This is a genomic window from Defluviimonas aquaemixtae (assembly GCF_900302475.1).
Lineage (GTDB): Bacteria > Pseudomonadota > Alphaproteobacteria > Rhodobacterales > Rhodobacteraceae > Albidovulum > Albidovulum aquaemixtae.
In genome coordinates, this window is the sequence record NZ_OMOQ01000001.1 from 107,597 (window position 1) to 133,449 (window position 25,853).

32 protein-coding genes and 1 pseudogene are annotated in these 25,853 nt (G+C 65.9%); 10 read left to right on the plus strand and 23 right to left on the minus strand.

Annotated elements, in window-relative coordinates; genetic code table 11:
- Nucleotides 1–49: 49 nt before the first annotated feature.
- Genes DEA8626_RS00655 through DEA8626_RS00665 form a run of 3 tightly spaced genes read right to left on the minus strand, consistent with a single transcriptional unit; the run spans nt 50 to nt 5,368 of the window.
- Nucleotides 50–3,397, minus strand: a complete 3,348-nt coding sequence (locus tag DEA8626_RS00655) for an error-prone DNA polymerase (RefSeq protein ID WP_108851154.1) — start codon at nt 3,395–3,397, stop codon at nt 50–52.
- Nucleotides 3,394–4,872, minus strand: coding sequence for a Y-family DNA polymerase (locus DEA8626_RS00660; protein ID WP_108851155.1), 1,479 nt, complete (start codon nt 4,870–4,872; stop codon nt 3,394–3,396). The genes DEA8626_RS00655 and DEA8626_RS00660 overlap by 4 nt, the downstream gene beginning before the upstream one ends.
- Nucleotides 4,787–5,368 carry an ImuA family protein gene (locus tag DEA8626_RS00665; protein ID WP_108851156.1) on the minus strand — a complete coding sequence of 194 codons (582 nt, stop codon included), beginning with the start codon at nt 5,366–5,368 and terminating at the stop codon, nt 4,787–4,789. Before DEA8626_RS00665 ends, DEA8626_RS00660 begins: the two co-directional genes overlap by 86 nt.
- A 209-nt stretch (nt 5,369–5,577) precedes the next feature.
- Here DEA8626_RS00665 and DEA8626_RS20935 point away from each other — a divergent pair, with 209 nt between their 5' ends.
- Nucleotides 5,578–5,739, plus strand: coding sequence for a hypothetical protein (locus DEA8626_RS20935; RefSeq protein WP_181366318.1), 162 nt, complete (start codon nt 5,578–5,580; stop codon nt 5,737–5,739).
- A gap of 5 nt (nt 5,740–5,744) precedes the next feature.
- Here DEA8626_RS20935 and DEA8626_RS00670 read toward each other — a convergent pair whose 3' ends face one another.
- The 12 genes and pseudogenes from DEA8626_RS00670 to ffh form a co-directional block, all read right to left on the minus strand.
- The gene (locus DEA8626_RS00670) at nt 5,745–6,554 is read right to left on the minus strand and encodes a division plane positioning ATPase MipZ (RefSeq protein ID WP_108853251.1); all 810 of its coding nucleotides are present in this window, start codon (nt 6,552–6,554) and stop codon (nt 5,745–5,747) included.
- 94 nt (nt 6,555–6,648) lie between these two features.
- Complete coding sequence (gene rpmE / locus DEA8626_RS00675; RefSeq protein ID WP_108851157.1) at nt 6,649–6,870, minus strand: 50S ribosomal protein L31; 222 nt, start codon at nt 6,868–6,870, stop codon at nt 6,649–6,651.
- An 11-nt stretch (nt 6,871–6,881) separates the two neighbouring features.
- Nucleotides 6,882–7,265, minus strand: a complete 384-nt coding sequence (gene rplS, locus DEA8626_RS00680; RefSeq protein WP_108851158.1) for a 50S ribosomal protein L19 — start codon at nt 7,263–7,265, stop codon at nt 6,882–6,884.
- Between the two features lie 279 nt (nt 7,266–7,544).
- Entirely contained in the window at nt 7,545–8,357 is an 813-nt protein-coding gene (trmD, locus tag DEA8626_RS00685) for a tRNA (guanosine(37)-N1)-methyltransferase TrmD (RefSeq protein WP_108851159.1), read from the minus strand.
- Nucleotides 8,354–8,863: a ribosome maturation factor RimM gene (gene rimM, locus DEA8626_RS00690; protein ID WP_108851160.1), complete on the minus strand. Its 510-nt coding sequence runs from the start codon at nt 8,861–8,863 to the stop codon at nt 8,354–8,356. Before rimM ends, trmD begins: the two co-directional genes overlap by 4 nt.
- Complete coding sequence (locus tag DEA8626_RS20940; protein WP_181366319.1) at nt 8,853–9,005, minus strand: hypothetical protein; 153 nt, start codon at nt 9,003–9,005, stop codon at nt 8,853–8,855. Before DEA8626_RS20940 ends, rimM begins: the two co-directional genes overlap by 11 nt.
- Nucleotides 9,006–9,121: 116 nt before the next feature.
- Nucleotides 9,122–9,517 (minus strand): annotated as a pseudogene (rpsP, locus tag DEA8626_RS00695) (30S ribosomal protein S16); the annotation flags it as partial.
- A gap of 54 nt (nt 9,518–9,571) precedes the next feature.
- The gene (locus tag DEA8626_RS00700; RefSeq protein WP_108851162.1) at nt 9,572–9,868 is read right to left on the minus strand and encodes a chorismate mutase; all 297 of its coding nucleotides are present in this window, start codon (nt 9,866–9,868) and stop codon (nt 9,572–9,574) included.
- Nucleotides 9,869–9,980: 112 nt separating this feature from the next.
- Nucleotides 9,981–10,550: a GNAT family N-acetyltransferase gene (locus DEA8626_RS00705; protein WP_108851163.1), complete on the minus strand. Its 570-nt coding sequence runs from the start codon at nt 10,548–10,550 to the stop codon at nt 9,981–9,983.
- Nucleotides 10,547–11,092, minus strand: coding sequence for a GNAT family N-acetyltransferase (locus DEA8626_RS00710; RefSeq protein ID WP_108851164.1), 546 nt, complete (start codon nt 11,090–11,092; stop codon nt 10,547–10,549). The genes DEA8626_RS00705 and DEA8626_RS00710 overlap by 4 nt, the downstream gene beginning before the upstream one ends.
- Nucleotides 11,089–11,613: a GNAT family N-acetyltransferase gene (locus DEA8626_RS00715; RefSeq protein WP_219929145.1), complete on the minus strand. Its 525-nt coding sequence runs from the start codon at nt 11,611–11,613 to the stop codon at nt 11,089–11,091. Before DEA8626_RS00715 ends, DEA8626_RS00710 begins: the two co-directional genes overlap by 4 nt.
- Nucleotides 11,610–13,118 (minus strand): signal recognition particle protein, encoded by a 1,509-nt coding sequence (gene ffh / locus DEA8626_RS00720; protein WP_108851165.1) that lies wholly within the window; start codon nt 13,116–13,118, stop codon nt 11,610–11,612. The genes DEA8626_RS00715 and ffh overlap by 4 nt, the downstream gene beginning before the upstream one ends.
- Before the next feature lie 257 nt (nt 13,119–13,375).
- Here ffh and DEA8626_RS00725 point away from each other — a divergent pair, with 257 nt between their 5' ends.
- Complete coding sequence (locus DEA8626_RS00725) at nt 13,376–13,972, plus strand: rhodanese-like domain-containing protein (protein WP_108851166.1); 597 nt, start codon at nt 13,376–13,378, stop codon at nt 13,970–13,972.
- A 39-nt stretch (nt 13,973–14,011) separates the two neighbouring features.
- On the opposite strand, the gene DEA8626_RS00730 is transcribed toward DEA8626_RS00725, so the two are convergent.
- From DEA8626_RS00730 to DEA8626_RS00740, 3 genes are all read right to left on the minus strand, one after another.
- Complete coding sequence (locus DEA8626_RS00730) at nt 14,012–14,602, minus strand: FMN-dependent NADH-azoreductase (protein WP_108851167.1); 591 nt, start codon at nt 14,600–14,602, stop codon at nt 14,012–14,014.
- Nucleotides 14,603–15,069: 467 nt separating this feature from the next.
- A complete protein-coding gene (locus DEA8626_RS00735; protein ID WP_108851168.1) occupies nt 15,070–15,336 on the minus strand; it encodes a hypothetical protein in 267 nt (88 codons plus the stop codon).
- A gap of 402 nt (nt 15,337–15,738) precedes the next feature.
- Nucleotides 15,739–16,011 carry a hypothetical protein gene (locus tag DEA8626_RS00740; protein ID WP_108851169.1) on the minus strand — a complete coding sequence of 91 codons (273 nt, stop codon included), beginning with the start codon at nt 16,009–16,011 and terminating at the stop codon, nt 15,739–15,741.
- Between the two features lie 252 nt (nt 16,012–16,263).
- Between DEA8626_RS00740 and DEA8626_RS00745 the strand changes: the two genes are divergently transcribed.
- Both DEA8626_RS00745 and DEA8626_RS00750 read left to right on the plus strand, forming a co-directional pair.
- The gene (locus DEA8626_RS00745; RefSeq protein ID WP_108851170.1) at nt 16,264–17,145 is read left to right on the plus strand and encodes a LysR family transcriptional regulator; all 882 of its coding nucleotides are present in this window, start codon (nt 16,264–16,266) and stop codon (nt 17,143–17,145) included.
- Nucleotides 17,146–17,149: 4 nt separating this feature from the next.
- On the plus strand, nt 17,150–18,061 hold the full coding sequence (locus DEA8626_RS00750) for a DMT family transporter (RefSeq protein WP_108851171.1): 912 nt from the start codon (nt 17,150–17,152) through the stop codon (nt 18,059–18,061).
- An 81-nt stretch (nt 18,062–18,142) separates the two neighbouring features.
- On the opposite strand, the gene DEA8626_RS00755 is transcribed toward DEA8626_RS00750, so the two are convergent.
- On the minus strand, nt 18,143–18,466 hold the full coding sequence (locus DEA8626_RS00755; RefSeq protein ID WP_108851172.1) for an ArsR/SmtB family transcription factor: 324 nt from the start codon (nt 18,464–18,466) through the stop codon (nt 18,143–18,145).
- 157 nt (nt 18,467–18,623) lie between these two features.
- Here DEA8626_RS00755 and DEA8626_RS00760 point away from each other — a divergent pair, with 157 nt between their 5' ends.
- The 6 genes from DEA8626_RS00760 (at nt 18,624) to DEA8626_RS00785 (ending at nt 22,306) form a co-directional block, all read left to right on the plus strand.
- Nucleotides 18,624–19,517, plus strand: a complete 894-nt coding sequence (locus DEA8626_RS00760; RefSeq protein ID WP_108851173.1) for a DMT family transporter — start codon at nt 18,624–18,626, stop codon at nt 19,515–19,517.
- Nucleotides 19,518–19,718: 201 nt separating this feature from the next.
- Nucleotides 19,719–20,048: an AtpZ/AtpI family protein gene (locus DEA8626_RS00765; protein ID WP_108851174.1), complete on the plus strand. Its 330-nt coding sequence runs from the start codon at nt 19,719–19,721 to the stop codon at nt 20,046–20,048.
- A 2-nt stretch (nt 20,049–20,050) separates the two neighbouring features.
- Nucleotides 20,051–20,821 (plus strand): F0F1 ATP synthase subunit A, encoded by a 771-nt coding sequence (locus DEA8626_RS00770; RefSeq protein WP_108851175.1) that lies wholly within the window; start codon nt 20,051–20,053, stop codon nt 20,819–20,821.
- Between the two features lie 51 nt (nt 20,822–20,872).
- Entirely contained in the window at nt 20,873–21,112 is a 240-nt protein-coding gene (locus DEA8626_RS00775; protein WP_108851176.1) for a F0F1 ATP synthase subunit C, read from the plus strand.
- Between the two features lie 80 nt (nt 21,113–21,192).
- Nucleotides 21,193–21,747: a F0F1 ATP synthase subunit B' gene (locus tag DEA8626_RS00780; protein WP_108851177.1), complete on the plus strand. Its 555-nt coding sequence runs from the start codon at nt 21,193–21,195 to the stop codon at nt 21,745–21,747.
- 4 nt (nt 21,748–21,751) lie between these two features.
- Entirely contained in the window at nt 21,752–22,306 is a 555-nt protein-coding gene (locus DEA8626_RS00785; protein ID WP_108851178.1) for a F0F1 ATP synthase subunit B, read from the plus strand.
- Nucleotides 22,307–22,442: 136 nt separating this feature from the next.
- On the opposite strand, the gene DEA8626_RS00790 is transcribed toward DEA8626_RS00785, so the two are convergent.
- The 4 genes from DEA8626_RS00790 to DEA8626_RS00805 form a co-directional block, all read right to left on the minus strand.
- Nucleotides 22,443–23,210, minus strand: a complete 768-nt coding sequence (locus DEA8626_RS00790; RefSeq protein WP_108851179.1) for a FadR/GntR family transcriptional regulator — start codon at nt 23,208–23,210, stop codon at nt 22,443–22,445.
- A 108-nt stretch (nt 23,211–23,318) separates the two neighbouring features.
- The gene (locus tag DEA8626_RS00795) at nt 23,319–23,981 is read right to left on the minus strand and encodes a YiaD family glycine zipper/OmpA-like lipoprotein (RefSeq protein ID WP_108851180.1); all 663 of its coding nucleotides are present in this window, start codon (nt 23,979–23,981) and stop codon (nt 23,319–23,321) included.
- 128 nt (nt 23,982–24,109) lie between these two features.
- A complete protein-coding gene (locus DEA8626_RS00800; protein ID WP_108853253.1) occupies nt 24,110–24,952 on the minus strand; it encodes a methylated-DNA--[protein]-cysteine S-methyltransferase in 843 nt (280 codons plus the stop codon).
- A gap of 75 nt (nt 24,953–25,027) precedes the next feature.
- Nucleotides 25,028–25,813 carry a Hint domain-containing protein gene (locus tag DEA8626_RS00805; RefSeq protein ID WP_108851181.1) on the minus strand — a complete coding sequence of 262 codons (786 nt, stop codon included), beginning with the start codon at nt 25,811–25,813 and terminating at the stop codon, nt 25,028–25,030.
- Nucleotides 25,814–25,853: the final 40 nt, after the last annotated feature.

The window sequence follows — 25,853 nt, forward strand, 5'->3', positions numbered from 1 at the left end:
CCTGTTCGCCCCTCGCGGGCCGCTTTCGGATGGCTGGCTGCAGGGGCGTTCAGTGGAAATCCCGGCTTGGGAACAGTACCTTGGCCTGTTCCCGGGGATGGCGTGCGGGGATCGCCGGTTTCGGCGGGCGCGGCGCATCGTCGGCCTGCGGCTGCGTGACGCCGATTGCGTCATCCATCGGATGGCCGAGTTCGCCCAAATGATGGGAGACGTCCTCGATCCGCTGGGCGATCAGGTGGACCACGATCCCCTCGCGCTGCAAGGGTCCCGTGACGCGCAGAAGCCGCCCGCCCATGACGGCGCGGCGGAACCGTTCGTAGACCTTGGGCCAAACCACGACATTGCAGACCCCGGTTTCGTCCTCGAGCGTCAGGAAGATCACGCCCGATGCCGTGCCCGGACGCTGGCGGGTGATGACAAGGCCGCAGACCGTGACCCGGTCCGGCGGCGCTGTGGCCAGTTCCGCATGCGGCGTCAGGCCCGGCAGGGCGGGGCGCAGAAGCTCCATCGGATGGGCGCGCAGAGAGAGGCGCATCGCGACGTAGTCCTCCACGACCTCCTCGCCGAGATGCATCGGAGGCAGTTCCACTTCCGCCTCGCGGATGCCCTCGCCGTCGATCGGATCGTTGAAAAGCGGCAGCGGCCGCTGTCCGCGGATCGCCTTGACCTCCCAGAGCGCGTCGCGCCGCGTGAGCCCCATATCGGAAAAGGCATCCGCCTCGGCCAGCCGTTCCAGCGCCGCGGGCGCGACGCCCGCGCGCAGCCACAGGCTTTCGGGGTGGCGGTAGCCGTTGCCGCGCGCCGCGACGATCCAGCTCGCGTCCTCCTCGCGGAACCCCTTGATCTGGCGGAAGCCGAGCCTGAGCGCCAGCGCCCCGTCGGTGCGCCGTTCCAGCGTGTTGTCCCAGCCGCTCGCGTTGATGCAGATCGGGCGCACCTCGACCTGGTGTTCGCGGACATCGCGGACGATCTGGGCCGGCGCGTAGAAGCCCATCGGCTGGGAATTGAGAAGCGCGCAGGCGAAGACCGCCGGGTGATGGCATTTCAGCCAGGCCGAGACATAGGCGAGCATCGCGAAAGCGGCGGCGTGGCTTTCGGGGAAGCCGTATTCGCCGAAGCCCTCGATCTGGGAAAAGCAGCGCTCGGCGAAGTCGGGCTCGTAGCCGCGTTCCAGCATGCCGTTGATGAAGCGGTCGCGGAAGGTGCCGATCGTGCCCATCCTCCGGAAGGTGGCGAGCGAGCGGCGAAGCCGGTCGGCCTCTTCCGCCGTGAAGCCGGCGGCGACCACGGCGATCTGCATTGCCTGTTCCTGAAAGAGCGGCACGCCGAGCGTCTTGCCAAGGACGTCCTCCAGTTCCTTCGAGGGGTAGTTCACCGTCTCCCGCCCCTGGCGGCGATTGATATAGGGGTGGACCATACCGCCCTGGATCGGACCGGGGCGGACGATGGCGACCTCGATCACCAAATCGTAGAAGGTGCGCGGCCGCATCCGGGGCAGGAAGTTCATCTGCGCCCGGCTTTCGACCTGGAAGACGCCGATCGCATCGGCGACGCAGAGCATATCGTAGGTCGCCTTGTCCTCCTGCTGGATGCTCCCGATCGTGAGCGCCTGCCGCTCATGTTCCTTCATCAGGTCAAAGGCCTTGCGGATGCAGGTGAGCATCCCGAGGCCGAGCACGTCGACCTTGAGGATGCCGAGCGTGTCGATGTCGTCCTTGTCCCATTCGATGACGGTCCGGTCCTCCATCGCCGCGTTCTCGATCGGGCAGAGCTCGTCGAGCCGCCCCTTGGTGATGACGAAGCCGCCGACATGCTGGGAGAGGTGACGCGGAAAGCCGATGACCTCGCCGATCAGCCGGATCGTCTGGGCCAGCCGGCGGTCGCCAAGGTCGAGGCCCAGTTCGCGGATGCGCTCGGGGTCGGCGCCGCCGTTCGACATGCCCCAGATCTGGCCCGAGAGGCTCGCGGTAACGTCCTGCGACAGCCCCATGACCTTGCCCACCTCGCGGATCGCGGCGCGGGAACGGAAGTGGATCACGGTGGCGCAGAGCCCGGCGCGGTGGCGGCCGTATTTCTCGTAGATGTGCTGGATCACCTCCTCGCGCCGCTCGTGCTCGAAATCGACGTCGATATCGGGCGGCTCGCCGCGATATTTCGACACGAAGCGCTCGAAGACCATCGTGATCTGTTCGGGGCCGACATCGGTGATGCCGAGCGCATAGCAGAGGATCGAGTTGGCGGCCGAGCCGCGGCCCTGGCAGAGGATTCCTTTTGTGCGGGCGTAGCAGACGATGTCGTGGACGGTGAGGAAATAGGCGGCGAAGCCGAGATCGGCGACGAGCCGCAGCTCCTTGTCGGCCATGGCGCGGTAGCGGTCGGGTACGCCTTTGGGATAGCGACGTTCCAGCCCCGCCTCCGTCAGCCGTTCGAGCCGGGTCTGCGGGGCTTCGCCCTCGGCGATCTCGTCGGGATATTCGTAGCTGAGTTCGCTTAGGCAGAAGCTGCATTTCGCGGCGATCTCCAGCGTGCGGCGGAGTGCTGCGGGATGGTCGCGGAAGAGCCGCGCCATGTCCCCGGCGTCCTTCAGCCGCCGTTCGGCGTTCGGCAGCGCGCGGGTGCCGATCTCGTCGATGGTGATCTTCTCGCGCAGGCAGGTCAGCACGTCGGCAAGCTGACGGCGCTGCGCGCGGTGCATCATGACATCGCCCACGGCGACCATCGGAGCGGCCGCCCGGTGGGCGAGGCGGGCTGAGCGCTGGAAGTATTCCCTGTCGCCGCCGTCGTAGCGCGGCGCGGCGCCGATGAAGACTTGGCCGGGGAAGCGTTTCACCGCCATGCGGAGATGGGCCGCGACCATGCGCGCGGGCGCACCCCGCTCAGGCAGCGCGATAAGGATCATGCCCGTGCAGCCGTCCAGCATGTCCCTGAGGTCGAGATGGCAGTCGCCCTTCTCCGCCCGCCGTTTGCCGAGCGTCAGGAGCCGGGTCAGGCGGGCATAGGCGGCGCGGTTCTTCGGCAGCGCCACCCAGTCGACCGGGCTGTCGCGCAACACGAGCCGGCAGCCGGTGATCAGCCGCGGCAGTTTCGGGGCGGCGGGGCGGGCGATCGGCTGCGGAGAGCCGATTTCCTGACGCGAACAGGAGTCGATGCGATGTTGCGAGCGGATGCGGATGGCCTCTTCGGCCTCGCGCCTCAGTTCCTTCAGCGCCGAATAGGCGCGCACGACGCCGGCGAGCGAGTTGCGGTCGGTGATGGCGATGGCCTCGAGCCCGAGTTCCGCGGCGCGGGTGACCATTTCCTCGGGATGCGAGGCGCCGGTGAGGAAGGTGAAGTTGGTCGTCACGCAAAGCTCGGCGTAGCCGTGGGGCGCTTGTGGGGCTCCGTTCCGGGCGGTCATGCGAATTCCCCTTGCACGAACCAGCCGGGGCGTTGCGGCGTGTAGAACAGCCAGAGCCGCCGGCCCTGCCGGGTCTCGACATGCCAGTAATCTCGCATGCCCGAGCGCCAGTTCTCGTCCTCGAGCCACCATTCCGGCGCGATCCGCTCCGGCCCCGTGGCGCGGGCAGCGGTCAGCGCCATGCGCCGCCAGCGGAAGCGTTCGGGCGGGCGCGGGCCGGTCCCCGCGATCGGTTCGGGCGGGAAAAGCCGCAAGGGCCGGGGGCGGAGGCTGATCCACGGGCCTTCGGGCCGAGACCAGGCGGCAGGCGCGATGATGTGGCCGCGTTCGGGGATATGGCTGTCGGCGGGCAGGAATCGCTGGATGTTCTCGAGCCCGATCCGCGTGCCGATCCGGGTGATGAGATCGTCGAGCGCATCGCCGCGCTTCGCCGCGACATGGCCGAGCTGTTCGACCGGCAGGGGCTCGACCCGGACCGCCTCGATCCGCATCTGGTCGATGCCGTAGCCCGCATCGACCGCGCCGAGCCCGCGTTCGAAGAGGGGAAGGATGCGGCCCGAATCGCGGAGCGCACGCGCCAGCCGCAACTCCACCTGCTGGCTTTCCTGATCGACCCGCCTCAGCGTCAGGCTGAGGGTGCGCGCGCCCATCTCCTCAGTCTTCAGTTTCGCGCAGAGCTGGTCGAGCAACCGCGCGGCCCCAGCCATGACGTCGGCGGCGAGCCCGATGGGCTCTGGCAGCGTCATGCGCACGCCGAAATGGGGCGGCTCGGCCAGCGGCGATATCTCCTCGGGCTGCGCGCCGAGCGCCTGGTCGAGGCGCAGGACAACGCCGGGGCCGAAGCGGCGGGTCAGCGTGGCGCGCGGCGTCCCGGCCAGATCGGCGATGCGGCGGAGGCCGAGCCGCTGGAGCGCGGTGCAGGTTTCGTCGTCGAGCCTGAGCGCCGCGACAGGCAGGGGGGCGATCCGGGCAAGCCCCTCGTCCGGCTGGGCTACGCCTTCGCCATGACGCGCAAGCGCCCAAGCCGCGCCGCGCGTATCGGCGAGCCCGATCTGCACGGTCAGGCCTGCGCGGACGAGCCCCCGGCGCATGTCCTCGAGCAGCGCGGACTCCCCGCCCCAGAGATGGGCCGAGCCGGTGATGTCGAGGACCAGCCCGTCGCGGCCCTCGAGCCCGACCCAGGGACAGTAGCGCGTGGCCCAGCGGCGGAGCACGTGCAGGAAGCGCTGGTCGGCGGTCTCGTCGGCTGGCCGGCTTTGCAGATCGGGGCAGAAGGCGCGGGCGTCCGAATAGGTCATGCCGCGGGACAGCCCCTGCCGTTCGGCGGCGAGGTTCAGGCAGGAGAGGCGGTCGGCGCTTTTCTCCTTCCGGGTCAGCGCGAAGGGGCCCTCAACCGGGCGCGCCCTCAGAACCCGGTCGCTGGGCAGTCTCGGAAACCACAATGACACGACGCGCCTCAGCATCCCATCGCACATCCCAGGCGCCTAATGTTCCTGATTTGTTCTTAATAAGCTTCCAGCGTTGCAGAGTCGAGTCCCGAGGGTCGAAGGCGGGCTGGCAATGCCAGCGCGTCTCGGCCGCGTTGCTGCCCATGCCTTCGGGAATGATGCAGAGCCCTGCGGCCTTCCCCGCCTCGGCAGCAAGCTGCAGCCGCCGCCCGGCGACGAGGCTCAGAGGCTTGCCGATCTCGGCCACGACAAACGATACCGCGCCCGACCTCAAGGCTTCCTCCGTGACCGCCAGCACTTCGGTCTGGTCCTTGCCGGAGGCCAGAAGCAGCCGGTCGGGATCGCAATAGGAAGCGTAGCCGAGTGGATTGATGCGATCGGCCTGCCAGCCTTCGCGGACCCAGAGCACCGGTCCGCCGGAAAGTCCGACCGCGACGAAGGCGAAGAACAAAGCCCCCGCGCCACACACCTCGTGGGCACGGCCGGCGCGCGGCGGAAAATGGGGCGGGGCGGCAACCTGCATGGACCGCTTATATCGCAGCCGGAGAGCGAGGCGAACCGTTCTTCCGCGCAGACGAAACAAAGCCGGGACGCAAACAGGAATTGACTCATTTCGGTACAACCTGGCCGCGAGAAATCCCCCGAAAGACCCAAGCCGTGCCATCATTCGGACACCGGTCGGAATGATGCTCAGTATCGAGGGGCACGGAACCGAAACGACAGGACCACAAGATGAAACTCGCCGCCGCTATCCTGAGCCAGCTGATCCGGGGCAAGTCCGAGACGCCCGACGTGTTCGACACGCGCCTCGCGAACATGGGTGCCGAGAAGAAGCATCGCAGCCGTACCGCGCTTCCGATGCTGTTCCACCGCTCAGCTCGCCAGGCTGCCTGACCGGGTCAGAACGCGATCTCGACCCCGGGCAGTTGCAGTTCGCGCATGAGGTCCCGCACCTCCTGACGCGCCGCCACGTTCGAGATATTGAGATTGCCGACACCCACGTCGCGCAGGTCGAGAAGCGTCAAGCCGCGCGGAAACAGCTCGCGGAAAATCACGCGCTCCGAAAAACCCGGCGCGACACGGAACCCGATACGCTTGGAGAGCTGTTCCAGCGCCGCGCCAACCTTCCTCTTGTTGTGCATCGCCTGAGCGCCGAGGCGGTTCCGCACCACCACCCAGTCGATAGGCTTCAGCCCCGCACGCGCCCGCAACTGACGCGCGTGCCACACCATCTCCGAATAGATCGACGGGCCGATTACGCGGCTCGTATCCGGATCGACTCGCGCCAGAAGGTCGAAGTCGATGAAGCTGTCGTTCAAGGGCGTGATGAGCGTGTCGGCCAGCGAATGGGCGACCTGGCTCAGCCGCGTGTGTGATCCGGGGCAGTCGATCAGGATGAATTCCGCATCGCGTTCGAGCCCGGCCACCGCCGCAGAAAGCCGCCTGTCATAGACGTTTTCGCCGGCCGCAAGGCTCGACTGGTCGATCTCGGGCAGATCGCGGTAATCGGGGATCGGCAGTTCAAGCCCTTCCTTGCGCGCATAGGCACGGCGATTTTCGACATAGCGCCCGAAACTGCGCTGGCGCAGGTCCAGATCGAGGGCGCCCACCTTGTGGCCCATCCGGACGAGTGCGGTCGCCACATGCATGCAGGTTGTCGATTTGCCAGACCCGCCCTTTTCGTTGCCAACAACGATGATATGCGCCACGTCCCTGTCCCCGTTCTCGAGACTCAAAAGGCGCGCCGTTTCCAGCGCGCCCCCACTATATGTTGTGCGCTTCCTGTTGGGAAGCGCAACGGCCTCAGAATCCGAGACCCGCGTACTTGTTCTTGAATTTCGACACGCGGCCGCCCGTATCCATAAGCTTGGCCGAGCCGCCGGTCCAGGCCGGATGGGCCGAAGGATCGATGTCGAGTGTCAGTGTGTCGCCTTCCTTGCCCCAGGTCGACCGGGTTTGGAAGGTGGTACCATCGGTCAGCTTGACCTCGACCATGTGGTAACCGGGATGGATGTCTTTTTTCATGGCCCCGTTCCTTAAGCCTCAGCCGCGTTCTTGGGCTTGTAGTTGGTGACTTCGGCGATCCGGGCAGATTTGCCGCGACGGTCGCGCAGATAGTAGAGCTTCGCGCGACGGACTTTTCCGCGGCGCACGACTTCGATCGACTCGATGTTGGTCGAATAGAGCGGGAAGACGCGCTCCACGCCTTCGCCGAAGGATATCTTGCGGACGGTGAACGAAGCGGCGATGCCGTTTCCGCCCTTGCGGGCGATACAGACGCCTTCGTAGTTCTGCACGCGGCTGCGCGTGCCTTCCGTCACCTTGTATCCGACACGAACCGTATCGCCCGCCTTGAAGTCAGGGACGGACTTGGCCAGAGAAGCGATTTGCTCGGCCTCCAATTGCGCGATCAGGTTCATCGCGAGATCCTTTCCTATGCTCGCGGTAGTCCCGCGATGGTCTAGTGCGCCTTGAGAGCTCCTGGTCTTCATCGGGTCCGCCTAGAGCGCCCGCCGGAGGTCAGGTCGTCATTTCCAGCCTGCTGCCATCCTTGGCCGTGCCTTGCCGAAGAAAGCGAAGGGCATGAGCCAATAAACGACACGCCCGGACGACTCGATTGAGCCCCGGACGGGCGGGGTATAGGGGTGAAGGGCGCTGCGATCAAGGGATATTGTCGCGCGAAAGCAAGTCAATCCGCGTCAGATATTCTCTTGTCGGCGCTGATGGGCCGCCCACAGGTCCGGACGCCTTTCGCGCGTCAGCTCCTCGGCCCGTGCGCGCCGCCATTTCTCAATCTCGCCGTGATGGCCCGAGGTCAGGACCGCCGGTATCTCCCGGCCTTCCCAGACGGCCGGTCGGGTATAGTGCGGATGCTCCAGCAGCCCGCGCGAATGACTTTCCTCTTCGGTGGAACTCGCATTACCAAGGACGCCGGGCAAGAGCCGTACGACTGCATCGATTATCGCCTGGGCGGCGATCTCTCCGCCGGTCAGAACGAAGTCTCCAAGGCTCACCTCTTCGACTGCGTAATGGTCGAGAACGCGCTGATCAACGCCCTCGAACCGGCCGCACAGCATCGTCACACCGTCGGTCGCGGCGAGCCTGCGGGCCATGGCCTGATTGAAGGTCTTGCCCCGGGGAGATAAGTAGATCACCGGCCAGCGAGCGCGGTCTTCATGCGTTCCGATGGCAGCCGCGTCGAATGCCTTGGCCACCACGTCGGCGCGTAGCACCATGCCCGCGCCGCCGCCTGCCGGCGTGTCGTCCACGTTGCGGTGCTTGCCGATGCCGAAGAGGCGCAGGTCGATCGTCTCCAGCGCCCAAAGCCGCTCCTGAAGGGCCTTTCCGGTCAGCGAATGCCCCAGCGTGCCCGGAAACGCGTCGGGGAAGAGCGTGATGACCTTCGCGCACCACGCGCCCTTGACGCGCGCCGTCGCGGTCATCAGCTCGCGCGGCTTGATCGAGGCGGAAATCGAGAGCCGCCCGTGGGATCTGGGCTTGTCGTCGCTCATGCCTCGCTCTCCTGCGGCGGGTCGGCGATGATCCGGCCGGCGGTCAGGTCGACGGTTGGGACAACGGCCTTCGTGAAAGGCAGAAGGAGCGTCGTCTTGCGGCCCGGCGCGTGAACTTCGAGGATGTCGCCCGCGCCATGGTCATAGATCGCCCGGACATTGCCGAGTTTGACGCCGCCGGTGTCGAAGACTTCAAGGTCGATCAGGTCGGCGTGGTAGAACTCGTCGTCCGGCAGGCTCGGAAGCTTCGAACGGTCGGCAAAAAGTGAGATCCCGCGCAGCGCGTCGGCTGCCTCCTTCGTCGAAACGCCCGACAGCCGCGCCGCCAGACCGCCATTGATCGTGCGGGTGATCTTTAAGGTGAAGCTGCGGCTGCCGTCTTCGGTATAGAGCGGGGCATAGTCCGTGATCGCCTCGGGTTGAGCGCAGAAGCTTTTCAGCCGCACTTCGCCCCTGACGCCGAAGGCGCCAGAGATGGCGCCGACGCAGATCCTGTCAGTTGCCATTCGGCGCCTCCGGGCAATCGGCCGCCACTTTGGCGGCGGCCGGTTTCGGCTCGATCAGCCGTTCGGTCTTCATGCCCAGCCAGAACGAGGCCGCGCAGACAGTCACGGTCACGATCCGGCGAATGAAGAAGCCGAACAGCATATCTTTTCAAGACCTTATTCGGACTTCGCTTCTTCGGCCGCGGCCTCTTCCGCAGGGGCTTCGGCAGTCTCTTCCGCCGGCGCCTCAGCAGGCGCCTCGGTGGCGGTTTCAGCCGGCTCTTCTGCTGCAGCCTCAACCGGCTCTTCCTTCGGCGCGGCGGCGGCTTCGGCGGCGGCGGCGGCTTTCGCGACCTTCTCTTCGGCGCGCTTCTTGGCCTTCTCGCCGGGCTCGGCCTTCTTCATGTTGGCGCGTTCGGCCTTTTCCTTCACGCCGGCAGCTTCCAGCATGCGCGCGATCCGGTCGGTCGGCTGGGCGCCCTGGTCGAGCCAGTACTGCACGCGCTCCATGTTCATCTTCACCCTGTCTTCCGAATCCTTCGGCAGCAGCGGGCTGTAGGTACCGAGCTTCTCGATGAAGCGGCCGTCGCGGGGCATCCGGGAGTCGGCGGCGACGATCGAGTAGAACGGCCGCTTCTTGGAGCCCCCACGGGCGAGGCGGATTTTCATAGCCATGTCAGTTTCTCCTATGCTTGGCTCTGAAGCAGGCAAGTGCCTGCTATTTCTTGGTTATTTTTGCAGTCTCTCGTGATGCCGGATGACTTCGCTGATCACGAAATTGAGTAGCTTCTTGGCGAATTCTGGATCGAGATCGGCCTCTTTCGAGAGCCGTTCGAGACGTGCAATCTGGATCGCCTCGCGCGCCGGGTCAGACGGCGGAAGGTCGTGTTCGACCTTCAGCCGGCCCACCGCCTGGGTGTGCTTGAACCGTTCCGCCAGCGTGTAGACGAGAATTGCGTCGAGCCGGTCGATCGACTCGCGGTGGCCTTTCAGAAGGCCCGCGGCGAGGGTGGTCGGGTCGTTCATTCGGGCCTCCGGATGAGGGGCTGGCAGGCGTTGGGTTTACGTCGGGCATCCGTCGGGCATTTGTCCCGACACCGGGCGTGACGGGCCGCCGCGGAGATGAGGGCGCTCGGGCTCATGCGCGGCTCTCCCTCGGGTGGCGGTAGGCGAGGACCGGGTGAGCGATACCCGCTTCGGCGGCCTTGTCACGCCGCGCGCCGAGACGCTCGGCTACGCGGACCGAGCGGGCGTTTTCCGGGTCGATATAGCTGACGAGCTCCGTTAGACCCATTGCCGCGGCGTCGTCGCGAAGCGCCCGGGCCGCTTCGGTGGCATAACCCCGGCCCTCGGCCTCGGCCGTCAGGACCCAGCCGAGCTCAAGCTCCGGGTCGCCGTATTCGTGGTTGAGGATGACGAAGCCGAGCAGCGCGCCGCCCTCCCGACGCTCGATCGCCATCACGCCCGTGCCGCGCAAGAGCCAGCCGGCGATCATCTGGCAATAGTCGAGCCAGACTTCCTCGCGCGTCGCCGCGTGATGACCCGGCCAGCGGTCGGACATGTAGATCTCGGCATAGGCGCCGAAATCCCCGATCCTCGGCGCGCGAAGCGTCAGGCGTTCCGTCTCGATGACCGGGATCGCGGCCGCGAGCGTCGCGGCGACATCGGCGGCGGCACCGGTCGGGGGCTGTTCCCAGGGGCGGATCATCCCTGCCCCTCCGGCTTCGGATGGCGGTAGACGAGGCAGGGCACGTCGTCATCATCGTGGTCGGGCGTCGCGGCGGCGGGGTCGCAGACCGCGCCGAGGCGCTCGGCGAGGGCGATCGAGCGGGTGTTGCCGCCGTCGATGTAGCTGACCGCCGTGTCCCAGCCGAGATCGCGGAAGGCATGGTCGCGAGCCGCCTTCGCAGCCTCGAAAGCGTAGCCTTTGCCCTCCGCCGCCGGCGTCCAGACAGTCCAACCGAGTTCACGTTCCGGCCAGCCTTCGGGATACCAAGGGCCAGTCATGCCAAGCGCCGTGTCGTCGCCTTTGGAGGTGAAGACGAAAGAGCCAAAGCCGCGCAGTACCCACATACCGATTACATGGCCGAAGGCGCGCCAGGCATCGGTGCGGTCCTTCGGGCCGCCGATGAAGCGCGACCGGTCCGAAGCGAGGAAATCCGCGAAGGCGTGCCAGTCCTGCGGAAGCGGCGCGCGCAGGACCAGCCGTTCGGTGTTCAGGACCGGCGTGTTGACGAGCGCGGGTTTCATGCGGCCCTCGAAACAGGATGGCGGTACACCAGATCATCGGGGTCGGCGCGTTCGGCGGCGTCGTCGCGGACCGCCCCGAGTCGTTCGGCAAGCGCAATGGAGCGGGCGTTGGCGGGATCGATGTAGCTGACGAGCGTCTCGAGCCCGCGAACCGCGAACCCCCAGCGCCGCGCGGTCTCGGCCGCTTCGAAAGCAATCCCCTTGCCCTCCGCCTCTTCGGTCACGCACCAGCCAAGCTCGGTCTCGGGGAAGCGCGCGGGCTTCGCGATCGCCACCTGCCCGAGAAAGTGCCCCGACGCGCGGTCTGTGACGCTCCAGCCGCCGTAGCCGTCGAGATGCCACGAGGCGAGGTCGCTGGCGAAGAATGACCAGGCGCCAGACCGATCGAAGGGTCCCCCCATCAAGCGCGCGCGAGGGGAGGCGAGGATCGCCGCGAACGGCTCGAAATCCTCACGCACGGGGCAGCGAAGGATAAGCCTTTCGGTCGTCAGGCTGGGTATATGGACGTCTGCGCCCGTCACTTCTTCTTACCCATCCCGCCAAGGCCCGACAGCCCGGCTGGCAGCTTCATGCCGCCGAGACCGCCCGGCAGGCCGCCGCCCATGCCTTCGCGCATGCCCTTGGCCATTGCTTCCATCTCGGCGGGGTTCATCTTCGAGGGATCGGGCATGCCGCCCTTGCCCATCATCTGTTTCATCGCCTGCTTGAGTGCTCCGCCTTTGCCCATCTTGCCCATCTTCTTCATCATGTCCGCCATCTGGCGGTGCATCTTGATAAGCTGATTGAGATCGGAGACCTCGAGGCCGGACCCGGCGGCGATCCGCTTCTTGCGCGAGGCTTGGAGGAGCGCGGGGTTGGCGCGTTCCTTCTTGGTCATCGAGTTGATGAGCGCGATCTGGCGGCGCAGGACGGAATCGTCGAACCCGGCCTCGTCGATCTGCTTCGACAGCTTGCCCATGCCGGGCATCATCCCCATGAGGCCCTGCATCCCGCCCATCTTGAGCATCTGTTCAAGCTGGCCCTTGAGGTCGTTCATATTGAAGAGTCCCTTCTGGAACCGCTTCATCATGCGCTCGGCCTGTTCGGCCTCGAGCGTTTCCTGCGCCTTCTCGACGAGCGCCACGATGTCGCCCATGCCGAGGATGCGGCCCGCGATGCGCTCTGCCTCGAAGGTTTCGAGCGCGTCCATCTTTTCGCCGACGCCGACGAAGCGGATCGGCTTGCCGGTCACGGCGCGCATGGAAAGCGCGGCACCGCCGCGGCCGTCACCGTCCATCCGGGTGAGAACAACGCCGGTGATGCCGACCTTGGCGTCGAATTCCTCGGCCACTTCGACGGCGACCTGACCGGTGAGGCCGTCTACGACGAGAAGCGTTTCGCGGGGGGTCGCCACGTCGCGGACGGCCTGAACCTCGTTCATCAGCACTTCGTCGATATGAAGCCGGCCCGCTGTGTCGAGCATGTAGACGTCGTAGCCGCCCAAGGTCGCCTGCTGCTTTGCGCGCTTGGCGATCTGCACCGCGCTCTCGCCCTTCACGATCGGCAGAGTGTCGACGCCGACCTGCGCGCCGAGGATGGCGAGTTGCTCCATCGCCGCCGGGCGGTTGGTGTCGAGCGAGGCCATGAGGACGCGCTTCTTCTCGCGCTCCTTCAGCCGTTTGGCGATCTTGGCGGTGGTTGTCGTCTTGCCGCCGCCCTGAAGGCCAACCATCAGGATCGGCGCGGGCGGGTTGTCGATCTTGAGCGTGCCGGGATCTTCGGCGCCGCGAAGGACATCCACGAGTGCATCGTGGACGATCTTGACGACCTGCTGGCCGGGCGTGACGGACTTGGTGACCGCCTGGCCGGTGGCCTTCGCCTCGACCGCCTTGACGAAGTCGCGCGCGACGGCGAGCGAGACGTCGGCCTCGAGAAGCGCCACTCGGACTTCGCGGAGTGCGGTCTTGACGTCCTCCGCACTGAGGGCGCCCTGTTTCGTCAGCCGGTCGAAGACGCCGCCGAGGCGTTCTGACAGGTTCTCGAACATATGCGGCCCTCCTTGGCCATTTCACCTTGCGCCCCCGAGATAGGCACGGGACCGCCCAAACGCAAAACGCATCCGTGGGCGCAACGCGCTGACGGATGGCGATCCCCTGACAGTCGGGGACCGGAAGCACTGACGGCTACCGGATCGCGGGCGCTCTACGCGGTCGCAGCAGGCGAGTCAAGGCAAAGGCGGGTTGTCTCGCCCGGGCGGGGCGGGCAAGGATGGAGCGACTTGGACGGGCAGTGCGGGAGGTAGGCATGGCGTTTGGACGGACCCTCACGGTGATCGCGTCGCTTCTCGCGGCGGGGGCGGCGGCGGCGGAGGAGATCAAGGTCGGCATAGCGTCCGACCGGCCCACCGTGACGGTCGCAACCCCGGACGGGCCGGTGGAGATCAGCCGCGATCAGAACCCGGAGGCGAAGCTGGAAGGCGACTGGGCGCTGACCTCGCGCGAATGCCCGCCGTTCTGCATCCAGCCGATGACGCCTGCCGAGGGCGTGACCACGATAGGGGAGTTGGAACTGCTCGACCTCCTGGAAGGCGGCGAAGCGGTGGTGATCGACAGCCGCACGCGCGACTGGTTCGAGGGCGGCACGATCCCCGGCGCGGTCAACATTCCCTACAACGAGATCGGCGACCAGCTGGGCGATCTCGGCTGCGAACCGGATTTCGAGGGCTGGGACTGCGCCGGAGCGAAGGAGGTCGCGCTGTTTTGCAATGGGCTGTGGTGCGGGCAGTCGCCTTCGGCGATCCGCGTAATGATCTCGCTCGGCTACCCGCCCGAGCGCATCCGCTATTACCGCGGCGGAATGCAGAGTTGGCGGCTACTCGGGCTGACTGTCGTGCAGCCGTGACGGGCCGCTTCCGCCGGTAGGCGGAAGCGGCGCACATGATCAAGCGGCGAGCCGGTCGATCTCGGCCTCGGCGCGGGTCAGCGTGGCTTCGGGGTCGAAGACCATCTGGTCGGCGGCGACGAATTCGACATCGGTGATGCCGAAGAAGCCGAGCATATGGCGCAGGTAGCCCGAGGCGAAGTCGATCTCGGAGCCCATCTTGGTGCCGTCCGAGGACAAGGCGACGATGGCGCGCTTGTTCTTCAGGAGACCGACGGGGCCGGTTTCGGTGTAGTTGAAGGTCTCGCCCTTCCGCGCGAGGTGGTCGATCCAGCTTTTCAGCTGCGCGGGCAGGCCGAAATTGTAGACCGGCAGGGCGATGACGAGGACATCGGCAGCCTTCACTTCGTCGAGAAGCGCGTCCGAATAGCCGGCGATCTTCGCCTGGTCGGGCGTGCGGGATCCGGCAGGGGTGTAGACGGCGCTCATCCAGCTTCCGTCGATTTGGGGCACGCCGGGCGCGAGGTCGCGGGTCGTGACGGTGGCACCGGCATGAGATGCAGTAAGGCGCGAGACGACGCGGTCGGTGAGCTTGCGGGAAACTGAGGCCTCGCCCTTGATGGAGGTCTCGATGCGGAGGATGTGGGTCATTTGGTGGCTCCTGCGTGCGATGATGCAGGGAATGTAGTCTGTGCGTACAGAAGTAAAATATGCTAGAATATTGTATCTTCTGCGCGCCATCGCACACTTATTCGCGAGAGGAACGACATGAGAATTGGGCATTGCGAATTCCAAATCGGAGCCGCCACCGAGTCAGCAGCGAACATGCGGAGGAAATCACCTGAAACCCGAGCGGCTTCTGCGTGGAGCCTGCGCTTCGTGGTCTTGGATCATGCCTCGGATCGTGGGTATTGCTGGGTTGCAAGATGCCTGACCGATCTGAGCCCTAGGCGAGTTCCCGGCTGCTTGCGCGAGTCAAGGTGCGCGCACTGCGCGATGCGCCGCTATCCCGGTTCGTCAGAGCAAACCGGGGCCGCTTCGGACCTACAAAAAAAACGCGCGCAGCCGGAGCTGCGCGCATTTGGTCATGGAGCGCCGGTTCGACCGGCGTGAACGTCTCAGCGGTCCGAGCTCTGATTGCCGCGATCTGTGACAGGCGTCGCCGTGGCGGAGAAAGCGGCACGCGAAACGTCGCTGCCAGAGCTGGTGTAGAAGCTCTTCAGGCGGGCCGCTTCGTTCGCCCTTTCTGCGCCGGCGATGTCGGCGATCTGGCTGAGCGTGTAAACGCCCGATTCAACACCCACCGAACGTTCGGCCTGGGTAGCGGCGAAAGCCGGGGCGGCGATGAAGAGGGCGAGCGTTGAAATAGTCAGGTTCTTAATCATCGTTGTCTTCCTATTGTGGTGCGGGGGGAGCTCCCGCGGGGTTGCGGCCGAATGTCCGGCCTGGCGCCTTTGGGCTGGGTGGTCCTTGGCGTCCATGGAGTGAGAGATGGGGAGCGGAGGTATCCCTGAAAACGGGCGAAATTGACTGGCCTGTGTTCATCTCTGCACATTACAAATGCGTGAGCGTTCTTGATTGCCGACACGTCGTTTCTGGCATGGCCAATTTTGGTCATCAGCTGGGAAGGCGTTTCTTACCAAAGGCTTATATGACAGCCGTAGGAACATCGTCCGCGCGCCGTGCCTACGACGCGGCCGCAGAGGGAACGAGATGGGCGCGCAACGAATGTTGCGCGCCCCAGTCTTCAAACCGGCGCGAAAGCGACCGGCCTTATCGGACGCCGCTCAGCGATCCGAACCCTTGCTTCCACGATCCTCGATCGTGTCGACATGCGGTGCGAACTGGGTGCGGGACACGGTGTGCCCAGACCCACCGAGGAAGCTCTTCAGACGAGCCGCGTCGTTGGCCTCTTCGGCCGACGCGATTTCGCCAAGCTCACTGAGACTGTACATGCCCGCCTCGACGCCGGCCGAACGCTCAAGCTGGGTTCTGCCATCAGCGAAAGCTGGCGCGGCAATTGCAATGAACAGTATGGAGAATGCTTGCTTCGCAATCATTGGTTTATCCTCAAGTAAAAATGTAGTGTGATGCGGGACGAACCCGCGCGAAATACAATTGATACGAATACAACTCGTCTATTTTGGCGGTGCCCCGGTAAATGCGTGGGCCCAGCAAAATCGACGCGCCAAGGTATATCGAATCACCATTGCCTGCAAAGCGGCTTGTCTGCACAGGCTCCTGTTCATTTGCGCACAGGCTCGACGACAGGTGTCTGGACAGTGGCGTGCGCGCGATCAAGGATATTCGGTATGGAGAACTGGGACGAGATTCGGACAGCGTATCAAGTTGCGCGGATCGGCACCGTATCCGGCGCCGCAGAGGTGCTCGGCGTCCACCACGCCACGGTGATCCGCCATATCGACGCGCTCGAGGGGCGGCTCGGCGCCAAGCTCTTCCAGCGCCACGCGCGGGGCTACACGGCGACCGAGGCGGGGCAGGAGCTTCTGAAAGTCGCGCAGGCGACCGAGGACCAGTTCGCCCATCTCGCCGCGCGCATTACCGGGGCGGCGACCGAGGTGTCGGGTGAGCTGGTCGTGACCTCGCTGCCTGGGCTTGCCGACCTTCTGACGCCGACGCTCGTCCGCCTCGCCGCGGCCTATCCCGAACTCAGGGTCCGCTACGTCTCGGACGCGCGGCTCTTCCGGCTGGAATACGGCGAGGCGCATGTCGCGATCCGCGCGGGCGGACGGCCGCAGGAGCCCGACAACGTCGTCCAGTCCTTCTGCACGCAGAAGTTCGGGCTTTACGCCTCGCAGGGCTATGTCGACCGGAACGGCCTGCCCGAGAGCGAGGAGGACGTCGCCCGCCATCGCTTCGTCGGCCCCGCCGATCCGGAAAGCCGCGCGCCGTTCTATCGCTGGCTCACGCAGCGCGTGCCGGCCGAAGCCATCATCTACCGCAGCAACGAAGGCGAGGCGCTGCGGCACGCCGTTCTCGAGGGGGCGGGGCTGGGCTTCGTGGCGCTCCACCTGGCGGCGCGCGAGCCGACGCTCGTCGAGGCGCTGCCGCGGCGGAGCGAATGGGACAGCGCGCTGTGGCTCGTCACCCATGTCGATCTGCACCGCACGCCGCGGATCCAGCTCTTCCTCAAGGCGCTGAAGGACGACATGCGCGATTGCGGCATGTGCTGAGGCGATGAGCCAGGCCGCGCGCGGGCATGTCGCGATGCTTATCTTCTCGGCGCTCGTCGCGGGGTCCTTCTCGCTCGGGGCGCAGATGGCGAACTTCGTCTCGCCGGTGGCGTTCACGGCGCTGCGCTTCGTGTTGGCGGGGGTGATCGTCGGCGCGATGGCCGCGGCGACGGGCGGCGTGCCGCGGACGGCGCTGGCCGCGCCGTGGCGCTATGCGGTTCTGGGCGCGATCTTTGGGGCCTATTTCGTCCTGATGTTCGAGGGGCTGAAGACCGCGCCGCCGGTTTCGGCCGCCGCCGTGTTCACGCTGACCCCGGTCCTGTCTGCCGCCTTCGGCTGGGTGCTCTTGCGCCAGATCACGACGCCGCGCATCGCGGCGGCGCTTGCCATTGGGGCGGCGGGCGCGCTCTGGGTGATCTTCCGCGCCGATCTCGGCGCGTTTCTGAGACTCGAGATCGGGCGGGGCGAGGCCATCTACTTTCTCGGCTGCGTGGCCCATGCCGTTTACACGCCGCTCGTGCGGCGGCTGAACCGGGGCGAAAGCGCCACGGTCTTCAGCTTCGGCGTGCTGGTCGCAGGCTCAGTGGTGCTCACGGCCTATGGCTGGGGCGCGATCCGGGCGACCGACTGGACGGCGCTGCCGTCGATCGTGTGGCTCACCCTCGCATACACCGCCATCTTCGCGAGCGCGACGACCTTCGTCCTTCTGCAATACGCCACGCTCAGGCTGCCGTCGGCCAAGGTTATGGCCTACACCTACCTGACGCCGTCCTGGGTGATCCTATGGCAGATCGCGCTGAACGAGCCGCCGCCGCCCTTATTGATCGTGGTGGGGGTCGGGTTGACCGCCCTAGCGCTGCTGATGCTTTTGAAGGACGAGGAGCCCGCGGCGGACCCGTCGACGCAATCCGATTGAGCGCCTATGGCGCAAGCCTTCCTGCACTTCGTGCGGTTTGTCTCCGGCGGAGGTATTTCAGCGATGAAATTGCAGGGGTGATCATTCAGGGGCCGGAAGCTCCGTCGCGAGGAAGCGTTCGAACGCGTCGAAGTCGACCGGTTCGAACTGCCCGAAGCCCTGGATCCAGACGGTCGCCGCGCGCATCGCGTCCGGCTCGAGCTTGCACCACTTGACCCTACCGCGCTTCTCCTGGCTGATCAGTCCGGCTTCGGCCAGGACGACGAGATGCTTGGAGATTGCGGCGAGGGACATGTCGAACGGCTCGGCCACGTCGGTCACCGCCATGTCGTCTTCGAGAAGCATGGTCAGGATCGCCCGCCGCGTCGGGTCCGCGAGGGCGGCGAAGATCGTGTCGAGGTTCATACGCCCGACATTATCCCGATGCGGTCCGATGCGGAAGCTGTGCCAGTCATCACGCTCCGTGATGACGGATCCCACGAAGAACCGTGAAAGAGCGCAGGATTCGGGTGGACGCGCGCCACCCGGCAACGTCCAATGCGCGCGGTAGAAAGGAGAAGCCATGCCGCTCGGTTACTGGGCGCTGATCTTTCTGATCGGGATCGGTTGGGGGTCGTCGTTCCTCTTCAACGAGATCCTGCTGGCGGAACTCGGGCCTTTCACCGTCGGGCTTGGCCGGGTGGGCTTCGGCGCGGCCGGCTGCTGGGCCTGGCTTGTCCTGTCGGGCACAAGCGCACGGCTTCCAGTGCGGACGGTCTTCGGCCTCTTCCTGCTCGGCACGGTGTTCTTCGCGATGCCCTTCTCGCTCTATCCCCTGAGCCAGCAGCACATTCCGAGCGGCGTCGCGGGCATCATCAACGCGATGACCCCGGTCATGGTCGTCATCGTGTCCCATTTCTGGCAGGGAGGCGAACGCGCAAGCTGGGCCAAATCGGCCGGGGTCGTCTCGGGCTTTGCGGGCATCGCGGTCCTGACCTCGCCGGTGCTCGGCGCGGGCGCGGGGGCCGAGTTCTGGGCGATCCTGACCGCCCTGGCGGCGCCGCTTTGCTACGGCGTGGCCGCGAATTTCGCCCGCCGGTTCGGCGCGGTCGCGCCGGCCGTCATCGCGACCTGGTCGCTGACCGGTGCGACGCTCGCGGTGGCGCCGGTCGCGCTTGGCCTCGAAGGCTTGCCGGTCGTGACCCGGGCGGAGACCTGGGCCTCGCTCGCCATGATCGGCTTCGTGCTTACCTCTGCGGCGTTCATCACCTTCTACTGGCTCCTGCCAAGGGCGGGGGCAACGACGACATCGACGGCGACGTTCATTGCGCCGGTCTCGGCGGTGATGCTCGGCGCCTGGGTCCTCGGCGAGCGCATGCTCGCTGCCCATCTCACGGGGATGGCGCTCATACTTCTTGGCCTGGTCCTGATCGACGCGCGGCTCTTGCGGTGGGCCGGAAAGGCGGCGGCGCGCTGATTGTCAACCATGCGGTTGAATATGCCCGTAGGCCGCGAAATCGCCAGATACGGGGTGCTGCGCACAGTCGCTGTGGAAAGCGGAATCTGAAAATCCGTTCTTGCTCAATGGTTTGGCGTGCATCAACTCGTGCCGCACGCGGATTGACACGAAGCGCCCATCGCTCTAGCAATCGCACGACTGTCCGAGGGGGCATCCGCCATGTCAGACGAGCCCGATCCCGACCGCCTGAAGGCGCTTGAGGACCGGCTCGCCGAAGCGAAGCGGGCGAGCGCGCCGAAGCCCCCCAAGGAGGAGCATTACTCCGCCGCGAGCCAAGGCTGGCGGATGGTGATCGAGTTGGTGTCCGGTCTGGCCATCGGCTTCGGCATCGGGTACGGGCTCGACTGGTTCTTCGGAACCCTGCCCGTATTTCTGGTGCTGTTCATATTGCTGGGCTTCGCGGCCGGAGTGAAGACGATGCTTCGCACCGCCAAGGAGATCCAGGGCGACACGCAGGCGGATCGCTCCGCCCGGGACGAAGGGGAATAGACGTGGCGACGGAAGAGCAAAGCGAAGGTCTGGCGTTCCACCCGATGGATCAGTTCATCGTCAAGCCGCTCTTCGGCGGCGACACGGTCGGCATGGTCACACCTACAAACGTGACGCTCTGGATGGCGATCACGGTGCTCTGCATCGCCGCGCTCTTCGTCCTCGGGACGCGCGGCCGCGCGATAGTGCCGAGCCGGATCCAGTCGATCGCCGAACTCGCCTACGGCTTCATTCACAAGATGGTGGAGGACGTGGCCGGCAAGGACGCGCTGAAGTACTTCCCCTACATCTTCACCGTCTTCGTCTTCATCGTGTTCTCAAACTTCCTCGGCCTCCTGCCGGCGGCCTTCACGACGACGAGCCACATCGCAGTCACCGCGATTCTCGCGATGGCGGTCTTCCTGACCGTTACGATTCTCGGCTTCGTGAAGCATGGCATGGGCTTTCTCAGCCTCTTCTGGATCTCGAGCGCGCCCTTGCCGCTGCGCCCGATCCTGGCGCTGATCGAGGTGATTTCCTACTTCGTGCGCCCGGTCAGCCACTCGATCCGACTTGCCGGCAACATGATGGCCGGCCACGCGGTGATCAAGGTGTTCGCCGCCTTCGCGCCCCTGATCCTGATCTCGGGCATCGGGCTTGCCGTGACGCCGCTATCAATCCTGGCCATCACGGCGATCTATGCGCTCGAAGTGCTGGTGGCCTTCATCCAGGCCTATGTCTTCACCATCCTGACCTGCGTCTACCTCAAGGATGCGCTTCATCCGCATCACTGAGGACGGGACGCGTCCCCAGCTTCAAAAAGTTCAAACCGTAAGGAGATCAATATGGAAATCGAAGCAGCAACCGCTCTCGGCAAACTCATCGGTGCGGGCATGGCCTGTACCGGCATGGGCGGCGCCGCCGTCGGCGTGGGCCACGTCGTCGGAAACTTCCTGTCGGGCGCGCTGCGCAATCCGTCGGCGGCTGCCGGCCAGACCGCCACGATGTTCATCGGTATCGCGTTCGCGGAAGCCCTGGGGATCTTCTCGTTCCTCGTCGCGCTTCTGTTGATGTTCGCCCTCTGAGCCTCGACTGACCATCCTTACGGCCGGATGGGTGCCCATGCGCCCATCCGGGTTGTATAACCGGTATCGAGGGGGCCGAGATGGCAAACACCACAGAAGAGGCGGCCGGGACGGCCACCGAAGCTGCAGGGCACGCGACCGAAGCCGTGGGCATGCCGCAGCTCGACTTCGCGTCGTTTCCGAACCAGATCTTCTGGCTCGTGGTCGCGCTGTTCGTGATCTATTTCATCCTCTCGCGCATCGCGCTGCCGAGGATCGGAGGCATTATCGCCGACCGCCAATCGACGATCACCAACGACATCGCCGCGGCCGAAGAGCTGAAGGTGAAGGCCGGTGAGGCCGAGAAGACCTACAATCAGGCGCTGATCGACGCGCGGAGCGAGGCGAACAGGATCGTCGCCGAGGCGCGTCTCGAGATTCAGGCGGATCTCGACAAGGCGACCGCGAAGGCGGATGCAGAAATCGCCGCGAGGGCTGCGGAATCCACGAAGCGTGTTGAGGAGATTCGGGCGCATGCGGCCGAGAACGTGACCGAGGTCGCCAAGGCCACGACTGCCGAGATCCTCGCCGCGTTCGGCGGCAAGGCCGACGCAAAGGCGATCACCTCGGCCATCAACGCGCGGCTGAAAGGGTAGGGACATGAAGCGTATCGCATTCCTTCTCGGCCTTGCCGCGACGCCGGCCATGGCGGCGACCGGGCCGTTCTTCTCGCTCAGGAACACCGATTTCGTGGTGACGATCTCCTTCCTGCTATTCGTCGGCGTACTTGTCTACCTGAAGGTGCCGACGCTTCTGGCCGGACTGCTCGACAAGCGCGCGGCCGGGATCAAGGCCGATCTCGACGAGGCCCGCGCGCTGCATGACGAGGCACGCTCGATCCTCGCGTCCTACGAGCGCAAGCACAAGGAAGTGAAGGAGCAGGCCGACCGCATCGTCGAGACCGCCAAGCGCGAGGCGCTGGCGGCCGCCGAGCAGGCCAAGGAAGACCTTCAGGCCTCGATCACCCGGCGGCTTGCCGCGGCCGAGGACCAGATCGCCTCGGCGGAGGCGGCGGCGGTGCGCGAGGTCCGCGATCGTGCGGTCAGCATCGCGGTGGCCGCGGCGGGCGAACTGATCGCCGCCAAGATGACGGCGGCCGAGCGCGGCAAGTTGACCGACGCTGCGATCAGTGAGGTCGGGGCGAAACTGCACTGACCTCTCGTACGGAAGCGAATTGAGAGCCCGGCCCCCGCGCCGGGCTTTTCTTTCTCAGGGGCCGCATTCGGTCGACCGCCGTGCTGCACCGGTTGCGATCCGTTCTTCCGGCTTTCACGCACCGCTGCGAGCACGATCAGCGCCGCATCTCGCTTTCGAAGCGCAGGCGCGCTACGTCTTCATTTCGGCCCGCCTTCATCTCGGCCTCGAGTGCGTGGCGCACGAAGCTGAGATGCGCCTCCACCGCGGCGCGGGCGCCCGCCGGGTCGCGCGCCTGCAGGGCGGTGTTGATCGCCCGGTGCTGGTCGAGCAGCGCGCCGCGCGTCATCTTCTGGCGGAACATGACCTGGCGGTTGTAGAACACGCCCCGGCGCAGGAGGTCGAACATCGACCGCATCATGTGCAGCATGACCACGTTGTGGCTCGCCTCGATGATCGCCATGTGAAACTCGGCGTCGAGCCGTGCCTCGTCCTCGGGGTTGCGCTTCAGATGCGCGGCTTCCATCTTTGCAAAGATCGCGTCGATTACCTGCAGATCGGTATCCGATCCGAGCTGGGCTGCGCGCTCGGCGGCGAGCCCTTCGAGGTCGCGGCGGAAGTCGAGATAGTCGAAGACCGCCTCTTCGTGGCTCGCGAAAAGCTGGACAAGCGCGGGAGAGAAGGCCGAACCCAAGACCTCGGCGACGAATATGCCTGCGCCCGCTCGTGCGGTCAGAAGCCCCGCCTCCTCGAGTTCCGACACCGCGTCCCTGAGCGAGGGACGCGAGACGCCGAGACGTTCGGAAAGTTCGCGTTCAGATGGCAGTCGCTCACCGGGACGCAGGATGCCCTGCAGTATCAGCGACTCGATCTGCCGACGCACGCTGTGCGACAGCTTTTCCGGGACGATCTTGCGGAACGGCATCCTCATCCTCGTCGAATTGGTCAAGATGTATGACCACTTGTCCACGTTGACAACGTAAAAAGGCCGGGCGAAGTGGCCCGGCCCTCCCATACCGCGATCTGTGGGCGATCAGCCCGTGGGGATGATCAGAATCTCGACGCGGCGATTCTGCTGACGGCCTTCGGGCGTCAGGTTGGACGCGGTCGGCATCGACTCGCCGCGCCCGTAAGAGACGATGCGCGCTCCCGAAACGCCGGCATTCCGCAGAAGTGCGGCGACGGCCGCTGCGCGGCGCTCCGACAGGTCCTGGTTGTAGGACGCCGAGCCGGTATTATCGGTGTGGCCTACGATCTCCACCCGGGTGTTCGGGTAGCGGTTGAGGTTGTCGGCGACCGCAAAGAGGTCGTTCTGGATCGAAGGCTGCACGGCGGCGCTGTCGGTGGCGAAGAGTATGCCCTCGGGCATCACCACGCGCAGCTGGTTGCCTTCGTTGATGATACGGATGCGGCTGTCGCTGATTCGAGCCTGCAGGTCGGCTGCCTGGCGGTCAAGGTTGGCGCCGACCGCCCCACCGATGAGTCCGCCGGCGACGGCGCCCACAACGGCGCGGTCAAGCTTGTCCTTGCCGCCCTCGCCGGTCAGAACGCCGGCGAGCGCGCCGATCCCAGCGCCGGTCAGCGCGCCTTCCTTGGTGCGCTGGTTCGGCGTGGTGGTGGGGGCGTCGACGGGCGTACAGGCCGCGAGTAGCAGGGCCGAGGCGGAACCGGCCAGAAGGAGGTTCGTGATGCGCATAAATGCTGCTCCGATTTGTGATCCAGATGCGTTGGTCGGAGATTATCCCCTGTTAGGCAATAACACCCGATCCCTTTTTTAGTTCCGGCGATATTTTGCGCATCTAAGGCAGCCCATCGGCCCGAGTCTCAACCGGCGTCCGCACGCGCGGCCTCCCATGCGAGGAGCGCGCGTTTGACCGGCAGGCCCCAGTGATAGCCGCCAAGCCCGCCGGACTTCCGAAGCGCCCGGTGGCAGGGGATAAGCCAGCTGACCGGGTTGCGGCCCACGGCGGTGCCAACGGCGCGGACGGCGCGCGGATTTCCAATCGCGCGGGCAATGTCGGAATAGGTCGTGACATGACCCGATGGGATGGCGAGCAGGGCCTCCCAGACCTTGATCTGGAACGGGGCACCGATCATGTGGAGCCGCGTCTCGCCCTTCTGGGCAAGCGCAGCCTCGACCCAGGGCGCGATCTGGTCCGGCGCTTGTTCGAAGGCCGCCAGCGGCCAGCGCCCGGCCAGGTCGGCGAAGGCATGGTCGCGTCCGCAGTCCTCGGCGAAGGCCAGCCCGCAGAGGCCGCGGTCGGTGCCCATGGCGAGCGCCTCGCCGAAGGGCGTATCGAACCAGCCGTAGTGGATCTTCAGCCCCTCGCCCGCGCGGGCGTACTCACCAGGGCTCATCGCTTCCCATCTGAGGAAAAGATCGTGGAGCCGTCCGGTGCCCGAAAGGCCCGCCTCGGCGGCCGCATCGAGAAGCGTGTGCCGTTCGGACAGCAGCCGCTTGGCGAGGTCGATGGTGAGATACTGCTGATAACGCTTCGGCGAGACCCCTACCCAGCGCGAGAAGACGCGCTGGAAATGCGCGGGACTCATCGAGAGCTTGGCAGCAAGATCCTCAAGCGCGAGGCCGGGGCCGCCTTCGTCTTCGATAAGTTTCAGGGCGCGGGCGATAACACCGTAGTGGTAGCCGTGTCCGATGGATTCGTTCATCATGTCCTGTCTCCTTGATCAGAAGATAGGACAGGCCGCGCTCACCCGCGACCCGGAAGCTGCGCTTTTCAGCGGTCAGGCGGCGGCGAGGTCATCGGCGGAGGTGTCGTCGAGCGCCAGCGCGGTTTCACAGCGTGTCAAACAGAGCCGCGCGGATTCGCGGTGGCCGTCGCCGGCAAGTGCCAGGATCTGGCGGCGAACCGGGTCGGGCTGGGCCGCCATGCTCGCGGCCCCGGCAAAGAGACTTTCGCTGAGAACTCCGTTGGCGAGGATGATTTCGTGTCTCGGCAGGAGGATCTGGTGAAAGCGCACGTCGGCCGCCGTCGGACGGCGGAAGACGCCGGTCCGCGGCGTGAAATCGCCGGCCTCCGCCAGCCCCTCGCTTTCGCCGAAGAGAAGGGAGAGGCGCGCGCCTCTCAGAAGCACCCGGTGGCCCAAAGTGACCGTGAGCGGTCGGGAGGACGGACCTTCGCCGAGGCTGCCCGGTGGAAACTCGATCTCCTCGCACGATCCGTTCAACTCGAAGCCGTCTGCCCACAGCACCGGCTGGTAGCCGCCGTCAAGCGTGAAGACCCGATCCCCCACCCGCAATCTATCGGCCGCAATCTCGCCGCGGGCCGTCGCGATCAGGGTTCCGGCGGCGAAGCCGGAGGCTGTCCGGGCCTCGTTGCCGGCTGTTCGGTTCGTGGCGGCGCCGCGCCCGTCACGGTTCCCTTCGCCGTGAAGAATGGCGCCATCCGCACGGGTGACGAGGGTCCTGCCGGTTGACGGAACATGGTCGGGCGACAGCGCGAAGGAGTCAGCCATCGGTCTGGGGACGAGCATCTTTGCGGTGCATCCAAAGGAGTGATAGGTCGCCATGCTGCCTCCGGGTATCCGGTACAGGTTTGCCGCAAGTGCC